At 65.7% G+C, this 19,729-nt stretch carries 17 protein-coding genes; 1 reads left to right on the forward strand and 16 read right to left on the reverse strand.

Going from position 1 to position 19,729, the window contains the following annotated elements:
- Positions 1-130: 130 nt before the first annotated feature.
- Entirely contained in the window at positions 131-733 is a 603-nt protein-coding gene (locus tag EV671_RS26795) for a hypothetical protein (protein WP_165917599.1), read from the reverse strand.
- Between EV671_RS26795 and EV671_RS16285 the strand changes: the two genes are divergently transcribed.
- Positions 714-2,567: a heparinase II/III domain-containing protein gene (locus EV671_RS16285; protein WP_165917600.1), complete on the forward strand. Its 1,854-nt coding sequence runs from the start codon at positions 714-716 to the stop codon at positions 2,565-2,567. The genes EV671_RS26795 and EV671_RS16285 overlap by 20 nt on opposite strands.
- A 15-nt stretch (positions 2,568-2,582) precedes the next feature.
- On the opposite strand, the gene EV671_RS16290 is transcribed toward EV671_RS16285, so the two are convergent.
- The 15 genes from EV671_RS16290 to EV671_RS16360 form a co-directional block, all read right to left on the reverse strand.
- Entirely contained in the window at positions 2,583-3,854 is a 1,272-nt protein-coding gene (locus tag EV671_RS16290) for an acyltransferase family protein (protein WP_132573616.1), read from the reverse strand.
- A gap of 18 nt (positions 3,855-3,872) precedes the next feature.
- A complete protein-coding gene (asnB, locus tag EV671_RS16295; RefSeq protein ID WP_132573618.1) occupies positions 3,873-5,753 on the reverse strand; it encodes an asparagine synthase (glutamine-hydrolyzing) in 1,881 nt (626 codons plus the stop codon).
- A gap of 189 nt (positions 5,754-5,942) precedes the next feature.
- Entirely contained in the window at positions 5,943-7,094 is a 1,152-nt protein-coding gene (locus EV671_RS16300) for a glycosyltransferase family 4 protein (protein WP_132573620.1), read from the reverse strand.
- Entirely contained in the window at positions 7,091-7,951 is an 861-nt protein-coding gene (locus EV671_RS16305; RefSeq protein WP_165917601.1) for a glycosyltransferase family 2 protein, read from the reverse strand. Before EV671_RS16305 ends, EV671_RS16300 begins: the two co-directional genes overlap by 4 nt.
- A gap of 11 nt (positions 7,952-7,962) precedes the next feature.
- Positions 7,963-8,709, reverse strand: coding sequence for a glycosyltransferase family 2 protein (locus EV671_RS16310; RefSeq protein ID WP_132573624.1), 747 nt, complete (start codon positions 8,707-8,709; stop codon positions 7,963-7,965).
- 163 nt (positions 8,710-8,872) lie between these two features.
- Positions 8,873-10,300, reverse strand: coding sequence for an O-antigen ligase family protein (locus EV671_RS16315; protein WP_132573626.1), 1,428 nt, complete (start codon positions 10,298-10,300; stop codon positions 8,873-8,875).
- Complete coding sequence (locus EV671_RS16320) at positions 10,297-11,820, reverse strand: lipopolysaccharide biosynthesis protein (RefSeq protein WP_132573628.1); 1,524 nt, start codon at positions 11,818-11,820, stop codon at positions 10,297-10,299. The genes EV671_RS16315 and EV671_RS16320 overlap by 4 nt, the downstream gene beginning before the upstream one ends.
- Positions 11,820-12,764, reverse strand: a complete 945-nt coding sequence (gene fcl, locus EV671_RS16325; protein ID WP_132573692.1) for a GDP-L-fucose synthase — start codon at positions 12,762-12,764, stop codon at positions 11,820-11,822. The genes EV671_RS16320 and fcl overlap by 1 nt, the downstream gene beginning before the upstream one ends.
- A 14-nt stretch (positions 12,765-12,778) precedes the next feature.
- Positions 12,779-13,900, reverse strand: coding sequence for a GDP-mannose 4,6-dehydratase (gene gmd, locus EV671_RS16330; RefSeq protein ID WP_132573630.1), 1,122 nt, complete (start codon positions 13,898-13,900; stop codon positions 12,779-12,781).
- Between the two features lie 12 nt (positions 13,901-13,912).
- Complete coding sequence (epsI, locus tag EV671_RS16335; protein ID WP_132573632.1) at positions 13,913-14,602, reverse strand: exosortase-associated protein EpsI, B-type; 690 nt, start codon at positions 14,600-14,602, stop codon at positions 13,913-13,915.
- Positions 14,599-15,525, reverse strand: coding sequence for an exosortase B (xrtB, locus tag EV671_RS16340; protein ID WP_243655767.1), 927 nt, complete (start codon positions 15,523-15,525; stop codon positions 14,599-14,601). Before xrtB ends, epsI begins: the two co-directional genes overlap by 4 nt.
- A gap of 18 nt (positions 15,526-15,543) precedes the next feature.
- Positions 15,544-16,398, reverse strand: a complete 855-nt coding sequence (locus EV671_RS16345; protein WP_243655768.1) for a CpsD/CapB family tyrosine-protein kinase — start codon at positions 16,396-16,398, stop codon at positions 15,544-15,546.
- Positions 16,399-16,427: 29 nt separating this feature from the next.
- On the reverse strand, positions 16,428-17,858 hold the full coding sequence (gene epsF, locus EV671_RS16350) for a chain length determinant protein EpsF (RefSeq protein WP_132573636.1): 1,431 nt from the start codon (positions 17,856-17,858) through the stop codon (positions 16,428-16,430).
- A 19-nt stretch (positions 17,859-17,877) separates the two neighbouring features.
- Positions 17,878-18,705, reverse strand: a complete 828-nt coding sequence (epsE, locus tag EV671_RS16355; protein WP_132573638.1) for a polysaccharide export protein EpsE — start codon at positions 18,703-18,705, stop codon at positions 17,878-17,880.
- Positions 18,702-19,664 (reverse strand): EpsD family peptidyl-prolyl cis-trans isomerase, encoded by a 963-nt coding sequence (locus tag EV671_RS16360; RefSeq protein WP_132573640.1) that lies wholly within the window; start codon positions 19,662-19,664, stop codon positions 18,702-18,704. Before EV671_RS16360 ends, epsE begins: the two co-directional genes overlap by 4 nt.
- Between the last annotated feature and the right edge of the window lie 65 nt (positions 19,665-19,729).

Consider the following 19,729-nt stretch of genomic DNA (forward strand, 5'->3'; position numbering starts at 1 on the left):
GGCGCAGTTTACCGAGCGTAAATGACCGATTTGTCACCTTCCGCGCTGACGCGCGAACGCTTCGATACAGCTTCCCCCCCAACACGCCGACAAAGCTTCACACACCTTGTCTTCCAGAAGGTCGACGGTGTCACCAGCGGCCGCAACAATGACGCTTCCACTGCAGCAACCAGGTAGCCATGATGCCGACCACTTTCTCGATGAGCCCATCGGCCATCGCCTCGTTGATGTGCGCCACGTTGGCTGCATGCGGAGGCGGCAGCAGTGAAGGCCGCCCGGTGGCTTCGGCACAAATCAGCCCCGTCACCGAAAGTGCCAGCGCCGTCGCCAACACCGACAACAACGCCACCAGCACCACGGCCGCGGCCAGCACCGCAAGTGGCGTCGCAACTGCCGCAACGGTGGCACAAGCACCTACTGCCAAGATCCTGTCGGCGTCTCGTACGACGACGCCAGCGACTGCACCGCCGGCGGCAACGCCCGGCCCGAGCACGCAGGCCATGTCAACGACGGCAAGCACCCCCACCAAGCCCGCCGCGACCGCCGCCACCACAGCGATCGCCGTGCCGGCCGTGCAAGCCGCCGTCGCCAAGCCCACCACAGCCGCGCTAGCTGCGACGCCAGTGGTCGCCGCAACCACGCCCGCGCCGCCTGCCCGTAACTCCCCACTGTGGAATGCCCCCGCGCCCCCCGCCAAGGCGGGTGTCCTCGGCATGGCATTGCTGACGTCCATCAACACGGGCCTGTTCAACGGCGCCCGCACGGCCCGCGAGGACTGGCCCACGCTGGTAAACCGGGTCAAGTCGGATGGCGGCGTCGCCAGTTGGGTCAAGGCAGAACAGACCCGAGTCGATGCCTGGATCGCCCGCAACTTCGAACGTGCCGACCTCATCGGCGGCTGGATCAACGACTACGTCGACGCCAACGGCATGGCCCTCAGCTGGAGCCCCACCGATCCCGAGCCCCCCAACGGCACCACGGATGCCCAGAAGAAATTTAAGGGAGCCTGGGTCGCGCGCGGTCGCGACTACAACATTGCCCAGATGCAGGCGGCGGCCCGCATCTACCGCGCCACCGGCAACACCAAATACGCCGAGTGGGCCGCCAAGCAGCTCGACTTCTACGCCAGGCAATACACCCTCTGGCCTGTCAGCACCGTGGAAGGCCGCAGCACCATGTACCGGCAAGGCCTGGACGAAGCCGTGGCCGTGGCGCCGTTGGCAGACACCGCAAGACTGCTCGACAGCTACGCCGGCATGACCCGCACAGCCACTTGGAAGAACCAGTTCTTCATGCCCTTGGCCAGTAACCTCAAGTCCACCAGTGCGCCACTGAGCAACATCCAGCTCTGGCATGCCAGCGCGATCGCCATCATCGCGATGCGCTACAAGGACAGTGCGCTGCTCGGCTATGCCATCGACGACCCCGCCGGTATCCGCGCCAACATGGCCTCGGGCCTGACGGTCGACAACCTCTGGATCGAAGGCGGCTTTGCGTACAACACCTACGTCGTCAACTGCCTCTCCTTGCTGCTCGTGGCAGCCGACCTCGAAGGCTTCGGCGACCGATTCCTGGGTGAAGCCAACGCCGCACTGCGCATGGTCCTCACGCCAATGGAGTACCACTTCGACAACGGCAGCCTGCCCAATCCCGGCGACAGCACCTCGGCGCAGGTGATGGTCAACGACCTCGCCCACTGGTACCTGTTCCGCACCATGCCAACCTACTGGGGCATCGCCAAGGCCACGGCCTGGCGAACCTGGGAGTCCCTGCTCGACCCCCCCAAGCCCAACGCATCCGCAACGGCGCCCATCATCCCGACGCCCAATACCAAGAACTTCGAATCCCTGCGCTGGTCCATCCTCCGCGCTGGCAACTGGCAGGCCTTCGTGCGCTATGGCGCGATGAAGCCCAATCACGCCCCCGACGAGGAACTCAACTTCGAGCTCTACGACGGCAGCACGCCCATCGCCTACGACCCCGGCACAACCAACTATGGCTCGCCCCTCCACCAGGGCTATTTCGTGCGCGGCCCGGCCGCCAATGCGCCCCTCGTCGATGGCGACGGCCAGACGAAATGGGCCCCCGGCACCCTCATCAGCTTCGACGCTGCCAACAGCGCCCTCACCGCCGAGCAAACGGCCTTCCAGGCCGACGCCTCGGCCAGGCGCAGCTATCGGCTGACCTCCAGCGGCTTCGTCGAACAAAGCACCATCACCATCCCCAGCGGCAAGACCCGCCGCGTCGGCATGGCCTTCAGCAGCACCTGCGACATGGTTCCGGGCGCTGGCGTCAGCGCCGCCAGCGGGCTGCCTGCACTGCCCGCCGTCACGGCCTTCGGCTACTGGAGCAACACCACCACGTACACCACCACGGCCAGTTGGCAGCTCACCCTCAAGTGCCCGGGCAACAAGAACTATGTGATGAAGGTCTGGGGGCCGGGTGCGCAGCGCCTCTATATCGGCAAGGCGCCCAACACGCCGGTGCCCGCCACACGCAACAGCCTCTACTACGAAGTGAGCGCCGCTTCCGCCGTTTTCGAGAGCAGCGTCACTGCGGCGCCTTAGCACGCCGAGCCGCGGCTAGACCGGCGGCGTCACGTCGCCGGTCAGCCATCGGGCCACGTGCTTGGAGACGGTGAGGCTGAAGCTCTCGACCGGCAGGAAGGCCACCGCCGCAGCCACACAAATCATGACCGTCGATACGAAATTGAACGCCAGCGCCAGGGCTTCGCTGCCCCCTATCCGCGGCAGCGCCATCAGCAGATAGGCCGACCAAGAGCAGACGAACACGATGTGCACAAGATAGAGCGGAAACGAGATCCGCCCGAGAAACATCGACAGCCCATTCGAGAAGAAGCCGCGCAGCAGGTTTGAATGCACGACGCCAAGCACGATGCAGACGGCCAGCAGGCTGGTCAGCCAATTGTTGCCGCGCAGGAAGACGGAAGCGGCAAAGGCCAACGCGAATACCGTCAGAGGCGCGAAACGGCGCAGCGGCGTGGCCACCTGCCGCAGCGCCGCGGCACCGCCAGTGCGCCCGCGGACCTCTTCGGCCAGCATCAGGCCGACGAAGAAGCAGGCCAGCTCAGGCTGCAAACCATAGAGCGCCAGCGTCAGCAGGCCGAGCACCCGCCAGTACACCCGTCCTGCCGCCCGGTACACGCCCAGATAGCCATAGATGGCAATGGAGCCCAGCATCTCGATCGGCATAGTCCACAGCGAACTGTTGTAACTAGCTTGCGCCTGGTAGTCGAAGAACACGTCCCACAGTGCAAACCTGAGCGCGCCCAAGAGCGACGGATCGGTGCGGAAGGAAAGCGTCAGCCAGCTCTCAGGCCGCCCCAACGCCTCGGCCGCGGCCAGGTTGTGCAGCAGGCCCGCGGCCATGAAGGCGTAGGCCAGCAGCGACGCCGCCAGGATGGGCAGCATCAGCCTGAAATATCGGGCCGCAGCAGCCTGCGGCAGGTTGCGGCCGCTGGAGTTCAGCTGGTTGATGCTCAGCGCGAAGCCCGACAGCGTGAAGAAGATCATCACCGCCAGATGGCCGTCCGATACGAGCCGCAGCAACAGGCCCACGCTGACCGAAGCCCAATGCCCCTGCGTCACATCGGCGCGGAAGATGCCCGCACGATAGGCCAGATAGGGAGCCTGCGTCGCTAGGCAGTTCGCCACCAGGTGGCTCATCAGGACCATCAGAGCTCCCCAGCCGCGCAGACCATCGAGATAGTCCATACGCTGGCGGGTTCGCGAGATCGACGCCGCCTCGTGACCGGTGAATTGGGAAGTTACTGAATCGTCCATCTGAAGCACAACCGTCAACGCCCGGCCGAATTCAGAGCCGGGCGGCGGCATTCTGCTGTGCGCTTCATGTCAAACGTTACGAATCCCGTTCTGCTTCAGCCAGACTGCGGCCATCAGAAAACGCCAGGCCGGAAAGCCCCGCGGAGCCTGATCGCCACCGCGCAGTCTGGCTGCCAGTTGGCGGCCGTTCCAGAGCGTGCGCTGCTGGAAATCGGGCGACTCCACCAGCTCCGCCACCAGCCGCTGCATCGGTGCCTCGGCCAGCCAGTCGCTCGTCGGTGTCCCGAAGCCGAGCTTGCGGCCACTGCGGATGATCTGCGCCGGCACGCGCTCGCCGAAGGTCTCTCGCAGCAGCCGCTTGGTCAGGCCGGCGCTGAACTTGTAATCCGCCGGCAGGCTGAAGGCCAGCTCCATCAACCGGTAATCGACGAAGGGCGAGCGGATCTCCACGCCCCGACTCATCGATGACTGATCCTCGTAATGCAGGATCTGGTTGAAGCCGTAATCGCTCAGTTGGCTGCGCAGATGCCGGTCCAGATTCCCGCCCCCCCACACCATGCCAAGGTCCGGCAGATTGGCCGCATGCGCGCGGCGGAACGCCGACGACAGCATCGCGTCCGTGCCCTCGGTGAACTGCGCGCGCCAGCGCGACGCTGCCCGCCGGCCCAGCATCGCCTTGACCGTCTGCGCCAGCGTGCTGGATAGGCTCAACCCCATCTCCCGCTGAATTGCCGCCAGCTCGCGCACCGCCTCCGCGGGGCGGGTCATCAGCAGGTCCAGCAATCGGTAGCCACGGATGTAGACGCCGTACCCCGCCCAGGCCTCGTCCGCCCCCTGCCCGTTGATGACCACCTTCGTGCCAGAGGCCCGAACCTGCTCCATCAGCTTCCAGTGCATGAACGAGGCGGCACCCGCCATCGGTTCCTGCATCGCCTCGCAGTAGGCCTCAAAATCGCGCGCCACCTCGGATGCTCCCGCCTCCAGCATCACGCCATTGATCTGCGGGCAGGTGGACAACAGCGCCTGGATGTCCTTCGACTCATCCACCGCATGCCCCGGGAACACCGCGCTGTAGGCCGTCACCTTCGACGCTGACAACGCGCCGCTCTCGATACCGTCGTTGATTAAAGTCGCCAGCACCGACGAGTCGATACCGCCGCTCTGCAGCAACGCCACCGGCACGTCCGACCTGAAGCGCAGCCGCACGGCATCCTCCAGCAGGTGGTGCAACCGCTCGCGCGCCTCCTCTGTGCTCAAGGCCAGGGGCCGCTCGGGCAACGCCCAATAGCAGGCCGTGCTGGCCCGGCCCTCATGCCATTCCAGATTGCAGCCAGGCGCCAGTTCCCGCACGCCATCGAAGAAAGTCTGGCCATCGTTCGTGCGATAGCCGTAGGCAAGGTAGTCGTGCAGCTTGGCCGCGTTCGCGTCCCTCAGCTCCAACACTGCACGCAGGGCCACGACCTCGCTGGCGAAATAGAACCGCCCCCCCCGCTCCACATAGCACAGCGGCTTCACGCCCAGCCTGTCCCGCGACAGGAACAGGCGACGCTGGCGGGCGTCCCAGATCGCGAACGCCCACATGCCGTTGAAGCGCTTCACGCAATCCGGCCCCCATTGCTGGTAGGCCTTCAGCAGCACCTCGGTATCGCCGCTGGAATGGAACTCATGCCCCAACGTGCGCAGTTCCGCGCGCAGTTCAACGAAGTTGTAGATCTCGCCGTTGAACACCAGCACCAGATCACCCGCGGCGCTGTGCATGGGCTGCGCCGCCGCGTCCGAAAGATCCAGGATCGCCAGCCTGCGATGGCCGAGCGCCGCCTGCGCATCCGCGTAGTGGCCGCCCCCATCAGGGCCGCGATGAAAGATGGCCCGCGTCATCCGTTGCACAAGCTGCGACAGATCGGCACGGTCTTGTTCACCTACGCCGACGACTCCCGTGATGCCACACATCCTTAGCCCGCTCCTCTGGCAGCTCTGCACGGCCGCCACATCGTTTTACTGGCAAGCCGTTTCACAAAGCTTTTCATTGAAGCTCGAACCAGGGACGCCCGCATGACAAACCAGGAGGGGAGCGGTGAGTTTGCGGGGGGAGACAGGGCGCAGACAGCTTCACGCCCTCGGTGCGAGGCCGGCATGTCTTCAACCGCGCGCGGCGTAGAAGTCGATCCAGGCCGCCTGGAACGCCGGCTCGGAGAAGCGCTGCACCGCAACCATGGCCTGCTGGGCCATACGAGGCAACCGAGCGGCGTCCTGCGTCACCCGGACCAACCCGCGCGCCAGGCCCTCTACGCTGCGCTCAACGAACCAGCCCTCTTCGCCATCCTGCACATAGTCCTCGGTCCCATGCAGGCCCTGACTGACCAGCACCGGCAAGCCCGCCGCGCTGGCCTGCAATGCCGCTAGCGAAAAGGTCTCGTAGGCCGAGGGCAGCGTGAACGCATCGCTGGCCCACAGGAAGGGCCGCACATCCTTCTGCAAGCCGGCAAACACCAGTCTGCCTGCCACACCTGCCTGCCCGGCAAGTTCCTGATAACGCGCCACTTCGCCTGGCTGCCCGCCCACCACCAGCACTTGCAACTGCCTCCGTTGCGCCGAGTCCAGCCGGCCCAGTGCAGTAATCAGCAGGCCCAACCCCTTGTGCTCGAAATTGCCCAGGGCCACGAAACTCAGTACCAGTGCGCCCGGCTCGAGGCCCAGCTCGGCACGCCGGCCAATCCGATCAAACTCCTCGGGCCGCTGAAAACCCGAAAGATCCACCGGATTCGCCACTACCTTGACGCGCCCCTGCAACGCAGGGAACACCTGTTCCAGCCTGCGGGCAAGGCCCTTCGACGGTACCACCACCGCCTGAGCGCGCGCAAAGGCTCGCGCCTCCGTCCAGGCATTGAAGCGGTGGTTCAGCCAGCGCGCCCAGCGCCGCAGCGGCCCCACTCCCGCCTGGGCCCAATCGCCTGCCAGATAGGCCGTGTGGCAGAAGTGCGCATACGACACCTGCGCGCCCGGCCATTGCCCCTGCGTGCATTGCACCTGCGTAGCAGCCGGCATCGCCGGCAGCAGCCTGCGCAACGCGCGAGCAGCCTGCCACTGGAAGACGAGGTAGCGCAACAGCACCGGTCCGCGCGGCAAGGCCACACGCACAACGCGCAGCCCCGGCTGCTCCGGCAGGTCGCACCCACCCGTCACCACGACGACCGGCCTCTGCCGGCACAGCGCCAGCGCCTGCAGCCGCACGCAGCTGCCCGCGGGGCTGCGGCGCTCCACCGCCATGTCCACCAACACCAGCGGCGTCATGCCCCTTCTCTCCAGCACACCAGCCCCTGCAAACGTCCCACCGTTGCAGCCACCGACTGGACCAGGCCCACCAGCCCGTTGGGCCGCAGCACCAACCAGCTCATGGGCCCCACCAGGCCGCGCAACACCACCTTGTGGCTCAGGCGGTGCTTGCGGCACAGCGCTCCCCAACTGCGCGAGCGCGACAGCGAGAAGCGCCACTCACCGCGCAGCAACGACGCCTTGCGTGCACCAAAGGCATGGTGCACCCGGGCGTCAGCCAGGCGGTCGATGCGGGCTCCCTGGCCCAGCAATGACAACAGGAAGTCCGTCTCCTCGCCGGCACCGAACCACTGGCCCACGCCCAACCTCTCGTCGAAGCCTCCCACCTGCCGCGCCAGCGTCGTGCGCAGGAACAGCGCGATCGAGCTCGCGTCGCTGCCCTTGAACTGGCGCCAGGCCTCGAGCCGCAGCGGCGAGTCCAGCATCGGGTCTACCTTGTGCGTCTGCTCCACCCAACGGGCCACGACGCCATCGAGCACCGGCTCGGCCCGAACCCGAGCCAGCACCCGCACCAGCGTGTCGGACTCATACCAGCAGTCGTCGTCCGGAAGCGCTATCCATTCGCCCTTCGCCACCGCGATACCGGCATTTCGCGCAGCCGACAGATTGGGACGCGACAGCCGCAGATGCTGCACCTGCCAACCCGCCTGCAAAGCGCGCTGCACGAAAGGCCGCACCCGGTCGTCGGGGTTCTGGTCCACCACGATGAGCTCGAAATCCTGGCAGGTCTGGGCCTCCAGCGAATCCAGCAGCCGGCCGATCTCGTCGACGCGGCCGTAGGTGGCGAGGATGAGGCTGAAGATCGGCGAGCCCAAGCTCAGCTCCCTTAAAACGCACGCCGCCGCAGGCGCCGGCGATATACCAGTTCGTGGAAGGCCCTTGCCAACGGATTGCCGCCGACGTGGCGGCGGCGTACCAGATGGTCCTCCGCAAAAGCCTTGTCGGCCTGCGCCGTGGACAGACTGCCCGCGTGCCGCCGAAAGGCCGCCACCTCATAGCCCAGGTAGACCGGCTCCGCCAGCCGCGCCAGCCGCAACCAGAGGTCGTAATCCATCGCGTATTTCAGGTCGGTATCGAAGCCGCCGGTCTGCAGAAAGAGCGCACGGTCGATGAACACCGACGGATGCCCGATGAAATTGCCTCGCAGTAGCCGTGAGCGCGAGTAGCGCGGCATCGCCCAGGTGTCGGGCACGAGGCTGCCATCGATGTCCGACGCGATACGGCCAAAAGCCCAACGCGCATGCGCCGCCAGCATCGCAGCCGTTGCTCGGGCGATCGCATCGCCACTCAGGTAGTAGTCATCGCCGTGCAGGTGGGCAATGACGTCGCCCGTGGCGAGTTGCACACCGACATTCATCGCGTTGGAGATGCCGCCGCGCACATCGGTCACCCAACGCACCGCACCCGTGGCCAAGCCAGGCAGGGCCTGAATGCGCTCCAACGTGCCATCGGTGGAGCCACCATCGACGAACACATGCTCGATCTCCACGCCCTGCTGCGCCTGCACCGAGGCAATGCACTGCGCGATATGGGGTTCGCTGTTCCAGCAGCAGGTAATGACGGAAATCTTCATTTGGAATCAACTGCAAACATCGAAACAGCGGGGACGCAGAGGCATATCGAATTCAACGGCGAATGCGGCAAAGAACGTACGAGCCATGAGCCAAGCACCTTTGCGATCTCTATAGGAGCCGCAAGCGCACCAGTTCCTTCGTATACACGGCGCCATGCACTCATCACGCGAACCGAGGTTGCCCGTAAGGTCGGGCATGCACCCGGGCGTCGACTACTTTTTGCCCGAACGGCGACAAGACGATCAGAAACCAAGCCAGATGAATGACTGTTTCACCGATGAACAAACCATCCAGTTGCAATGGCGCCTCACTCATTACACGGGCAAGAACGACCAGCGCCAAAGCCAGCGAAACCCCCTTCGTGTAACGCGCCGCTCGCCAAGATGCCGCAAGCATGCAGTAGAGATACGCGAGCATTGAGACGCCGCCAAACAAGCCGGCACTGGAAAGACTCTGCATCAACTGGTTGTGTGCATGAAACGCAAACGGCATGCCGATACGAAAGCGGTGCAGAGGCCCCCAAGCGTCAGGGCCGTAGCCAAACCAGAAATCATCCATCCAGGCACGCAACGCTTCGGCCCAAATAGAAGTCCGACCTGTCAGCGTTGACAACTCGCCCCCCATCTTTGTCGCAGCGAACTTACCGGCAAAGCGCTCGAAGTCGACGGCGACGATGAGCGTGAACATCACCAATACCAACGTCACGACGCCCAAAAGGAATGCTGGCTTGATTCGGCCCGTCTCGTCTCGACCACGCCCGTAGACCGAAAGAATCAGGGCACACACGATTCCAGCCACCCAAACAGTCTTGGACTGAGCAAGTCCAAACACCGCGAGCAATGCAATCCAAGCCGGCACATCAAGCCATATGCGACCGAACGGCCTGTGATAGAGCATCAAGCCCATCAGCAGCGCCAGAGGGCCAATGCTGTTGGCGTTGGACCCCAAACCCCAGAGGCGAATCTTGAACCCAGGTATCCAGCCCGGATAGTCGGTCTGAACGGCCAGCGACGGCAGGAGCGCTGCCGCAGCAAGGCTGCCCAACATCAGCAACAACAAAGCCAGCTTGAGTGAATCGAGCGAGCGCTCCATCCCCTCATCACGCGCCATAAAGAAGGCTACGAAGACTGCGATCGGGTAGTAGCTGTTATGAACAAAAACAGGGTGCCCACCAAAGGCAGCAGAAAGCACATGAGTGGCAAAGAAATAGAGCAAAAACGCCACGAACAGTGCCTGACCGCCCAGTATTTCATTGCTTCGATGGAGGCGACTCCGCATGAGCCGCGAAACGATCTTGGCGAAGCACACTGCCAGAATCAGCGCCGTCAGCGCTCGCGCCACTTGGCTTCCGCCCTCGCCGACCGAATTGACGCTCTGAATGTCGACGGCAGCAAATTTGAGATTGCGACCCGACAGCAAAGTGCTCATGCCAATACCCAAGCAGAGCATGACGGGCACCCAAGGCAACGTCCAACGTGCGAACCGGCTCTCGATGGAAAGAAAGGCGCCCTGCACAGCGATCAGCCCCAGCGCCGCGCCGAAGGCCAGCAGGCTGAAATAGGTCAGACCGAAAAGTTCTGCTGAGGTCATCGCTTCTTGTCTCTCATATCCGGACCGAGAAACGCCAGCCAGCGGGCAGCACGCTCCGGCAGACGATCCAGCAATTTAGCCAGCAACTGACGCAGTTCCGAGCTCACGAGCTGCGGGAAGGCGTGCAGCATGCCAAGAACGAATGGCAGCCCGATGGCAACCGCCACGACGAACCGTAAAGGTCCCGGCCAGGCTGCAAGGAGAAGGTCGAGGCCGGCGAGAGCCGCGCTCAGGGCCAGGCAAACCACCAGACCGCCACGCAGCGCTCGCCACAGGTCGCCGCCGCTCATGGCTCCGCGCTTGGCCGTGATGCGCATGACCACAGCCAGGCGCAATGCAAAAAAACCGCAGGCGGCCCAGGCGACGGCTACGACGCTGTGCTGAGCTGCCCAGGCACAGAGAAGCGCCCAGCCCACGGCCATAGGCAGTTGGCTGCGCAGTTCGTCCGACGGACGTCCGGCGGTCCAAAGCAGCGGCGTACAAAGTCCGACCATCAGGAAAAAAGGCATGGCCAACGCCAACGGCGCACACACGGCGGCGGCGCCCTGCCATTTGGGCCCGTACAGGGTCAGCACGAAGGGCTCCGCCAGCACGGCGGTAGCCACGAAGACAGGCGCCACAAACAGGGCCAACGCTGCGATAAGCCCGAGAAAGGCGGCCCTTGCAGCACTCCCTTCGTCGCGTTCGGTGACCCGCGACGCCGCTGAAAAGAACACGGGCTGAATGACACCGAGCAGGCTGGCGCTAGGGCTGTAGAGCAGGTTGTAGGTCTGGCTGTAGAGGCCCATGTCACGGCTTGGCAGCCATCGGCCGATGAAACTGCGGTCCACGTTGGCGATCAGCCAGTTGAGCAGATTGGTGGCGAGGACGACGCCGCCATACGAGCCTTGGCTTCGGGCATGTTCGTACCAGAACAGGGGCTTGATCGGGTGGCGAACTTGAGCGTAGGCGAACAGGCCGCCTAGTGCAGCCTGCACGCTCCACGCGGCTACCAGCGACCAGACCGCTTGACCTGCCAGCGCAAGCGGGATGCCGACAAGGACGAAACCGATGAAATAGCTGAGGATCTGTGAAAGCTGAAGCGCTCGGTAGTTCAGTTCACGCTTGAGCAGGTTCATGGCCGGCGCGGCCAGCGCGTTGATCAGGCACAAGACCGAAAGCACCCGCACGACGCCGGCCGCGCGAGGTTCACCGAAGAAGCCGGCAATGGGGCCGGCCGCTAGCGCCACCATGGTCGCAACGGTGGACCCGAGAATGATTTGCCAGGTGAAGACGAAGCGGATGTCGCGCGAATCCACACTCGGCTTCTGAATCAGCCCATAGGCTAGGCCCACATCGGCAAAAAACAGGCTGAAGGTGATGACCAACGTGCCGATGGCGAATACGCCATATTCGGTCGGCCCCAGCAACCTCGCCAGCACCACCTGGGCACCCATCTGAAGCACCATCCGAACGACGGTGCCTCCGGCCCCCCAGAAGACGGCCGAGATTGATCGTGCGGCCAGCCCAGCGTTGGACATCAGGCCGGTGTAGTCGCGTTAACGCGTGCCCGGAAGTCTGCGTAAGCCAGCGCAACGCCCTCCCGCAACCCCGTGCGCGCCCGCCATCCCCGGCTGGCGAGCAGGCTCACGTCCATCAGCTTGCGCGGCGTGCCGTCGGGTTTGCCGGTGTCGAAGACGAGCTTCCCGGGGAAGCCGACGACTTCGCAGACGAGTTCAGCCAGTTGGCGGATCGTCACGTCCTCGCCCACACCGATGTTGGTCAGCACGTCGTCCGTACCGGCCTCCATCAGGTAGACGCAGGCGTCGGCCAGGTCGTCCACGTACAGAAATTCGCGCAGCGGCGTGCCTGTGCCCCAGACGACGAGCTCGCCGTCGCCGCGTTGCTTGGCCTCGTGGGCCTTGCGGATCAGCGCGGGCAGCACATGGCTGCTCTGCAGGTCGTAGTTGTCGTTGGGGCCGTAGAGGTTGGTCGGCATCGCACTGACGTACTGCCGGCCGTACTGACGGTTGTAGCTTTCGCAGAGCTTGATGCCGGCGATCTTGGCGATGGCGTAGGGCTCGTTGGTGGGCTCCAGCGGTCCGGTGAGCAGGCTGTCTTCCTTGAGCGGCTGGGGGGCGAGCTTGGGGTAGATGCAGCTGGAGCCGAGGAACATCAGCCGCTGCACGCCCGCCAGATGCGCCCCGTGGATCAAGTTGGCCTCGATCATCAGGTTCTGGTACAGGAAGTCCGCGCGGTAGATGTTGTTGGCCTGGATGCCGCCGACCTTGGCCGCCGCGATGAAGATGTAGTCGGGCCGGTGCTCGGCCAGGAAGGCGTGGACGGCGGCCTGGTCGAGCAGGTCGAGTTCGGCGCGGCCCGCAGTGATGACGCTGGTGTAGCCGCCTTGCTGGAGGCGGCGCACCAGGGCCGAGCCGACCATGCCGCGGTGACCGGTGACGAAGATCTTGGCGTTCTTGTCCATCGCTGCGCCGCCGCTCACTCGTTGTAGTCGTAGGCCTGGAAGCCGGCCAGCTTGACGAGGCTGTCGCGGCGGGCCGAGGTGTAGTCGGCCTGCACCATCTCGGCCACCAGCTCCTTGAGCGTGGTCTTCGGCGTCCAGCCGAGCTTTTCCTTGGCCTTGGTCGGGTCGCCCAGCAGGGTTTCGACTTCGGTCGGGCGGAAGTAGCGCGGGTCGACCTTGACGATGACGTCGCCGACCTTGCACTTGGCCTTGTTGCCGGTCACGGCCTTGACGATGCCGATCTCTTTCTCACCCTCGCCCTCGAAGGCGATGGTGATGCCGAGTTCGGCCGCGGCGAATTCGACGAACTGGCGCACGCTGTACTGCACGCCGGTGGCGATGACGAAGTCCTCGGGATTGTCCTGCTGCAGCATCATCCACTGCATCTCGACATAGTCCTTGGCGTGGCCCCAGTCGCGCAGCGCGCTCATGTTGCCGAGGTACAGGCAGTCCTGCAGGCCCAGCGCGATGCGGGCGATGGCGCGGGTGATCTTGCGGGTGACGAAGGTCTCGCCGCGCAGCGGGCTCTCGTGGTTGAAGAGCACGCCGTTGCAGGCGTACATGCCGTAGGCCTCGCGGTAGTTGACCGTGATCCAGTAGGCGTACATCTTGGCCACCGCGTAGGGGCTGCGCGGGTAGAAGGGCGTGGTCTCCTTCTGCGGGATCTCCTGCACCAGGCCGTAGAGCTCGGAGGTGCTGGCCTGGTAGAAGCGGGTCTTTTTCGTCAGGCCGAGGATGCGGATGGCTTCCAGGATGCGCAGCGTGCCGATGCCGTCGGCATTGGCGGTGTACTCGGGCTCCTCGAAGGACACGGCCACATGGCTCATGGCGGCGAGGTTATAGATCTCGTCGGGCTGAACCTGCTGGATGATGCGGATCAGGTTGGTCGAGTCCGTCAGGTCGCCGTAGTGCAGCTTGAAGCGCTGGTTGTCGACGTGCGGGTCCTGGTAGAGATGGTCGATGCGGTCGGTGTTGAACAGGCTGCTGCGGCGCTTGATGCCGTGCACCTCATAGCCCTTGTTCAGCAACAGCTCGGCGAGGTAGGCGCCGTCCTGGCCGGTGACGCCGGTGATGAGGGCAACTTTGGGTTTCGACATCTGGATTAGGTATCAGGGGTGGAGGGGCAGGCCGATCACGCGCTCGCGCAGCGCGGTCGGCACGGCGCGGATCAGGCTCTGGATGAAGCCGGCATGGTTGGCGATGGCCTCGTCCATGTCCGGGTTGACGGAGGAGACGCGCACCAGCATGCCTTCGGGAATCTGCCGCTTGAGGCCGTAGCGCAGCGTGACGAGGCGGCGCTGCGTGTTGCTGATGGTGACCTCGTCGCCCATCAATACCCAGTAGGTCACCGGTTCGACCTGGCCGCCCAGCGTGGCCACGAGGTGCCGCACCGGGATGACGAAGCCCGGCGCCACCTCGAGCTGGCTGTCGCGGCCCCGTTCGACCTTCCAGCCCTGCGCGGCATAGCAGACGTCCGGAACGTGCACGGTGAGGCCGTCGGACTGATCGCCCCCGTAGGCCACCGACAGCGTGATGCGCACGCCGCGGCGGTTGACGTAGAAGCGCGTCAGCGTCTGGTTGTAGATCTTGTTGAGCATCGCCAGTTGGTCGGGCGGCGGCACGACCACGGCGCGCTGGGTATCTTCCATCCATTCGCCGAAGGCCTTGGGAAAGGCGTCTTCCAGCGAGAAGCCCGGATGCAGGTCCGACACATGGATGGTGGGCCGCGCCCAGCGTGCCAGCGCGGCGGTGGACAGCATGCCGGCCAGCGCGACCAGCGCGGTGCGTCGGGTCTTCATGCGACACCGCCCTTGCCAACGCGCCGGTGCACGAAGTTGAACAGGTGGTCCACCGTCAGGATGAGCACCAGCGCGACCAAGAAGAGCACCATGCCGGCAAAGCCATGCACGAAGCCCTGGCCGGCCTCGTCGCCGAAGTGGTAGGTGACGAGTACGAGGATACACACGCGCACGATGTTGGCGACGAAGGAGATGGGCACGATCAGCAGGGCCAGCGCGATGTTCCGCGCCGCGGCCTGGTAGTTCATGATGTTCATGTACAACAGGCCCAGGGCTTCGAGCGTGAACATGGAGTTCAGGCCTGCGCAGGCATCGGCCACCAGCAGCTGGTAGGGCCCGACGGTGAGCACGACGCCGCTGCGCCCGATGGGGTAGCCGAACGCATACAGCAGGTTGCTGGCAACGGCGGACACCGCCGACTTCAGCGGCGTGGTGACGGCGATCACCAGCGTGGCTGGCAGCGGCACCATGAAGATCAGGAAGAACAGTGGGAACCACAGCAGCCGCACGCCGCACCCGCCCTTGAACAGCAGGATCAGGCCCGCCAGCAGCGGGATCAGCGAGCCCACCTCGAACATCAGCACCGCCTGCGAGCGACCGATGACGTAGAGCACGGCGCTGAGCAGCAGCCAGACGCTGGCCCAGCCGGGGCGCGGCTGCGCGGGCAGCGCGGCGAAGGCCTCGCGCTTCATGAACACCAGCCACAGCACGACGGCAAAGATGATGGGCCCGTGGCCCTGCTCGTCACGCGACCAGACGGTCTGCAGCAGGTCCTGTGTGGTGGGGCCGTACAGCGCCAGCAGTCCGATGAGCAGCGGCAGCAGCACGCGCCAGTCGGCCCCTGCGGGCACGGCCTGGCGCACCGTATCGGCGACCCGGCGCATCACTGAGGCGGCCTGGCCGCCTTGGACATTGGTCTTCACCGCCGCTCACCGACGCGTTCAGAACTCGTTGACGACCGCGCCCAGCAGCTGCGCCGAGCTGCCGGCCAGGCTGGCCACGAGATCCTGCAGGGCAGAGATCTTGTTCTCATTCTTGCGCGTCAGCACCAGCGCAGCACCGCAACGGGCCGCGACGACACAGGCGTCCGCGCCGAGCGATGCGGCGGCCGTGTCGATGACGACATGGTCGAACTTGGTCGAGAGCTCGCGGATGAGCAGCGCGAAGGCCGGGCGCTCGATCAGCTCCAGCGGGTTCGGCGGGATGGGGCCGCAGGGCAGCACGAACAGGCCCGACACGCCTTCGACCGTCTGGATGAGCTGGTTCTCGGCGCGGCCGGACAGCAGCGTGGACAGGCCCGCGCTGTTGCTCACCTTGAAGACCTCGTGCTGGCGCGGGCCGCGCAGGTCGGCGTCGATGATGAGGGTGCGCCCGCCGAGCTGGGCGAGAGACACGGCGAGGTTGGCCGCGAAATAGGTCTTGCCGTCGCCGCTCGCGGGGCTGATGACGGCCAGGGCCTGGCGTGCGGCCTCGCCCTGACCCAGCCTCATCGTGACCTGGCTGCGCACGGCACGGATGGCCTCGGCCTGCACCGAGAAGGGCTGCAACAGCGTGACGAGTTCGGGGCTGGCGAGACGGCGCTCGGCATTGGCCAGCGGGTAGTGGAACTGCTGGGCCAGTGCGTTCAGAACGTCGTCGGGGCTGGCCAGGCCAAGCGTGATGGCGGCTTCGCCGAAGCGCACGCCATGCTCACGTTGGTAGCTCAGCACCTTCTCGACCTCGGCGGCGCTGAGATTGCGCGCGTCGCGGATCAGGTCGCCAATCGGACGGTCATGCAGTTCGGCAGGGGCGTTCACGGGCGCTCCGGAGGTTGCGTTCATGGGCTTCAGGCGGATTTGCCTGGGGCTTGGCCGAGCAGTCTTTGCTGCATCAGATTGGCCTTGGCCGCCCGGCCGAACAGGCGGCGCGCATTCGGCGAGGGCAGGACGCCGATGATCGGCAGGGCCACGGCCTGGACCACGTCGTCGGCACCGCGCACGCGGCGGTCCAGCATTTCCATCGCCACGACGACGGCCACCGCGAGCAGCGTGCCGGCGAACACGGCCACCGCCATGTTCAGGATGAGCTTGGGCGAGGTCGGCTCCACCGGTGCCACTGCCTGGGACAGCACCGAGATGTTGCTCTGGGTGGCCATGCTCTCCAGCGTCGTCTGGTTCAGGCGCTGCATGATCTGGTCATAGGTGCGCTGGGCGTTCTCGACGTCTCGGGCGAGCACCGAGCCATCGTCGCGCACGGCCTTCATCTGCAGCACCTTGGTACGCTGCGCCTCGAGCTGGGCCTTGATCTCGCCGGCGCGCTGCTGGTTGATGTTGTTGGCGATGCCCAGCGAACTCGTGACCTTGACGGTTTCGCCGTCGATGCGGGTCTTGAGTTCGGCCAGATTGGCGCGGGTCTCGACGACCTGGGGGTTCCTGTCGCCGAGCTTCGCGGTGAGCTCCTGCAGCTTGGCCTCCAGCCGCGCCTGGTCGGCCTTGAGGCCGGCGATCAGCGGGTTGTTGAGCACCTCCTGCATGCGGTCCGCTCCGGCGCCGCGTGCGGCGGACTGGCGGCTGCCCGAGTCCGAGGCCAGCGATTGCAGCCCGACGTACTGCGTAGAGAGCTCAGTCAGCCGCGCACTTTCGACGTCCAGCCGCTCGTCCGTGGCGATGATGCCCTTCTCTCGCTGGAACTCGGACAACTTGCTCTGCGCCTTCTCGAGCCCGTCACGTGCCTCTTTGGCGCGTTGATCGAAAAACGACGAGTAGAGCCGCGCCGGCTCGACGCGCATCTCGATGTTGGTCTCGAGATAGGCCTGCACGAAGGCATTGGCCAGGGCCGCCGCGAACTTGGGGTCGGCGGCCTTGTAGGTGACGGTGATGACGTTGGACTCGCGCGAGGGCTTCACGTCCAGCGCCTTCTGGAAGGCGCCGCTGAGCCATTGCTCGATGCTGCCTTCGCCCTTGGTGGCCGCCTGCCACTGCTCGCGGATCTGCGGGTTCTCGGTGAGCTTGAGATTGCGCACGACCTTGACCGCGACGCGGTCGCTCTGGATCACGTCGATCTGGGTCGCGACCAGGCTGGGATTGATGCCGCCGGAGTACAGGACCGCCGCGAGCGGGTCGGGCTTGGTCGAGTCGACGACGACGGAAGCCGCCGCGGTATAGCTGCGCGGCCAGACCAGGCTGAGCAGCCCGGCGAGCACGACGATGGCGGCGAACACACCGACCGCGACCTTGTAGCGCGCGCGCAGGATCGCCAGGAATTGGACAAAGTTCATCGCTGGATCCCAGAAAAGATCAGAACAGGCTTTCCTTGACGTAGACCACGTCGCCATCCTTGACGCCGTCGTCCATCGCCGGCTGCATGACCTGCACCTTGCCGTCCGCGGACTTTCGGTGCACGCGGATGCCGCGCTCGGTGCCGCGCTGGGTCAGGCCGCCGCCGGCGGCGAGCACCTGCATCAGCGTCATGCCGCGCTCAAGGCGCATCGGGCCGGGGCGCTGCACTTCGCCGTAGATGTAGACGATGGGCGCGCGGTCGACCCAGAGCACGTCGCCGTTCTGGATCAGCACGTCGCTGGCGGCGCGGTCGCTGTTGGCCGCGAAGACGCTGGGCAGATCGATTTCCAGGCGCAGGGGCTTGCCGTCGCGCATGCCGGTCAGCACGAGCTGGTCGCCGCCGGTGCTGGCCACGCCGCCGGCGTTGGCCAGCAGGTCGGTCACGCGCATGTCGGCCGTCTCGATGGGGAAGCGGCCCGGGCGGTTGACCTGGCCGAGCACGCTGGCCTGGTTGCCCTTGACCTGCAGCAGCACCAGCGTGACCTGGGGCTGCTTGACGTAGTTGCCGTTCCTCAGGCCGTCGGCGATGAGCTTCTCGGCGGCGCTGACGCCCAGGCCACCGATCCGCACATTGCCCAGCAGCGGGTAGCTGATGACGCCGGTCTCGGAGACGCGGGTCTCGAGCGTCAGGTCGGGGTTCTGGTAGACGACGACGCGCACGACGTCACCCGCGCCGAGCCTGTACTCGGCCGCCGCCGCACCGGCCGCCGCGCCGGCCTGGGCCTGGGCGCCAAGGCCGCCGAGGCCCAGCACCGCCGCGATGAGGAGGTGATGCAGGCGGATCATTTCAGCCCCATGCCCTTGGAGATGGAGGCGGAATCAAGACCGCTGGCGGCCGGCGCCGGCGCTTCGCTGGCCGCCGGTGCCGTCACGGCCGGAGCGCTGGCGGGCGCCTCGGCGGGTTGCGCGAACTTGCCGACATATTCGATCTTGGAGCTGTCACGCAGCGCCTTCAGGTCCTTCTGCATGGCCTCGGCGCGGCGCTGGTTCAGCAGGAAGGCCTCGATGGCCGGGCGGGCGCGGGCCTCGTCGACGGGCTGCGCACGCGAGCCGACCAGGGTCAGCACGGTCAGGCCGGCAGGATTGGGGCTGACGACGGAGTCGCCGTCCTTCATCTTCGCGATGTTGTCCAGGCTGGACAGCGGCAGCTGCTCCGCGGCGCGCAGGGCCTGGCTGCCGGCGAAGTGGTATTCGTTGGACTTCAGGAAATCGACGAACTCGGTGATGCTCTTGGCCGCGCCCAGCTTGGCGCGGATAGCCTCGAACTGCTCGGGCCTGGCCTCGATGTTGAGTTCCTGCAGGCTGTAGATGCGCCGTTCCTTGAAGAGGGCCGGCTTGTCGGCGTAGTACTTGGCGATCTCGTCGTTGCCCGGCTTGGCAACGGCCTCGCCGACGCGCTCGGCATAGGCCCGCGCAATGATTTCGCGCTTGGCGGCCTCGATCTGCTCCACAACGCGCGGGTCGCGGTCGAGCTTCTGCTCCTGCGCCTTCTGGACGGCGAGCTCCTGGTCGATCAGGCGCTCCAGCACCTGGCGGCCGGCAGCCTCGGCCTGCTCGGGCTTAAGCCCGGGCTGGCGCTGCAGCACGAAGTTGATCTGGTGGACGGTGATTTCTTCCTTGTTGACCTTGGCCGCGGTCTGGGAGGCCTTGTCACCTTTGTCGCCACCGCAGGCGACGAGCAGCGCGGCGGCCGCGACGACGGCCAACAGCAGTGGCGCCCGGGGGTTGATCAGTTGGTTTGCCATCTGTTTCACGGTCCTTGTTATGCAGAGGAAGGGCACCCAGCCCGGGGTCAGCGAACGAGTGTAGC

This window comes from Roseateles saccharophilus, from assembly GCF_004342485.1.
Lineage (GTDB): Bacteria > Pseudomonadota > Gammaproteobacteria > Burkholderiales > Burkholderiaceae_C > Pelomonas > Pelomonas saccharophila.

Excerpts from the sequence above, each read along its gene's own strand:
- EV671_RS16290 (WP_132573616.1), bottom strand. The coding sequence starts at position 3,854 with ATGCCGCCGCCCGGCTCTGAATTCGGCCGGGCGTTGACGGTTGTGCTT.
- EV671_RS26795 (WP_165917599.1), bottom strand. The coding sequence starts at position 733 with ATGGACGTCAGCAATGCCATGCCGAGGACACCCGCCTTGGCGGGGGGC.
- epsF (WP_132573636.1), bottom strand. The coding sequence starts at position 17,858 with ATGAACTTTGTCCAATTCCTGGCGATCCTGCGCGCGCGCTACAAGGTC.
- EV671_RS16360 (WP_132573640.1), bottom strand. The coding sequence starts at position 19,664 with ATGGCAAACCAACTGATCAACCCCCGGGCGCCACTGCTGTTGGCCGTC.
- EV671_RS16315 (WP_132573626.1), bottom strand. The coding sequence starts at position 10,300 with ATGACCTCAGCAGAACTTTTCGGTCTGACCTATTTCAGCCTGCTGGCC.
- epsI (WP_132573632.1), bottom strand. The coding sequence starts at position 14,602 with ATGAAGACCCGACGCACCGCGCTGGTCGCGCTGGCCGGCATGCTGTCC.
- gmd (WP_132573630.1), bottom strand. The coding sequence starts at position 13,900 with ATGTCGAAACCCAAAGTTGCCCTCATCACCGGCGTCACCGGCCAGGAC.
- fcl (WP_132573692.1), bottom strand. The coding sequence starts at position 12,764 with ATGGACAAGAACGCCAAGATCTTCGTCACCGGTCACCGCGGCATGGTC.
- EV671_RS16310 (WP_132573624.1), bottom strand. The coding sequence starts at position 8,709 with ATGAAGATTTCCGTCATTACCTGCTGCTGGAACAGCGAACCCCATATC.
- EV671_RS16285 (WP_165917600.1), top strand. The coding sequence starts at position 714 with ATGGCATTGCTGACGTCCATCAACACGGGCCTGTTCAACGGCGCCCGC.
- asnB (WP_132573618.1), bottom strand. The coding sequence starts at position 5,753 with ATGTGTGGCATCACGGGAGTCGTCGGCGTAGGTGAACAAGACCGTGCC.
- epsE (WP_132573638.1), bottom strand. The coding sequence starts at position 18,705 with ATGATCCGCCTGCATCACCTCCTCATCGCGGCGGTGCTGGGCCTCGGC.
- EV671_RS16320 (WP_132573628.1), bottom strand. The coding sequence starts at position 11,820 with ATGTCCAACGCTGGGCTGGCCGCACGATCAATCTCGGCCGTCTTCTGG.
- EV671_RS16300 (WP_132573620.1), bottom strand. The coding sequence starts at position 7,094 with ATGACGCCGCTGGTGTTGGTGGACATGGCGGTGGAGCGCCGCAGCCCC.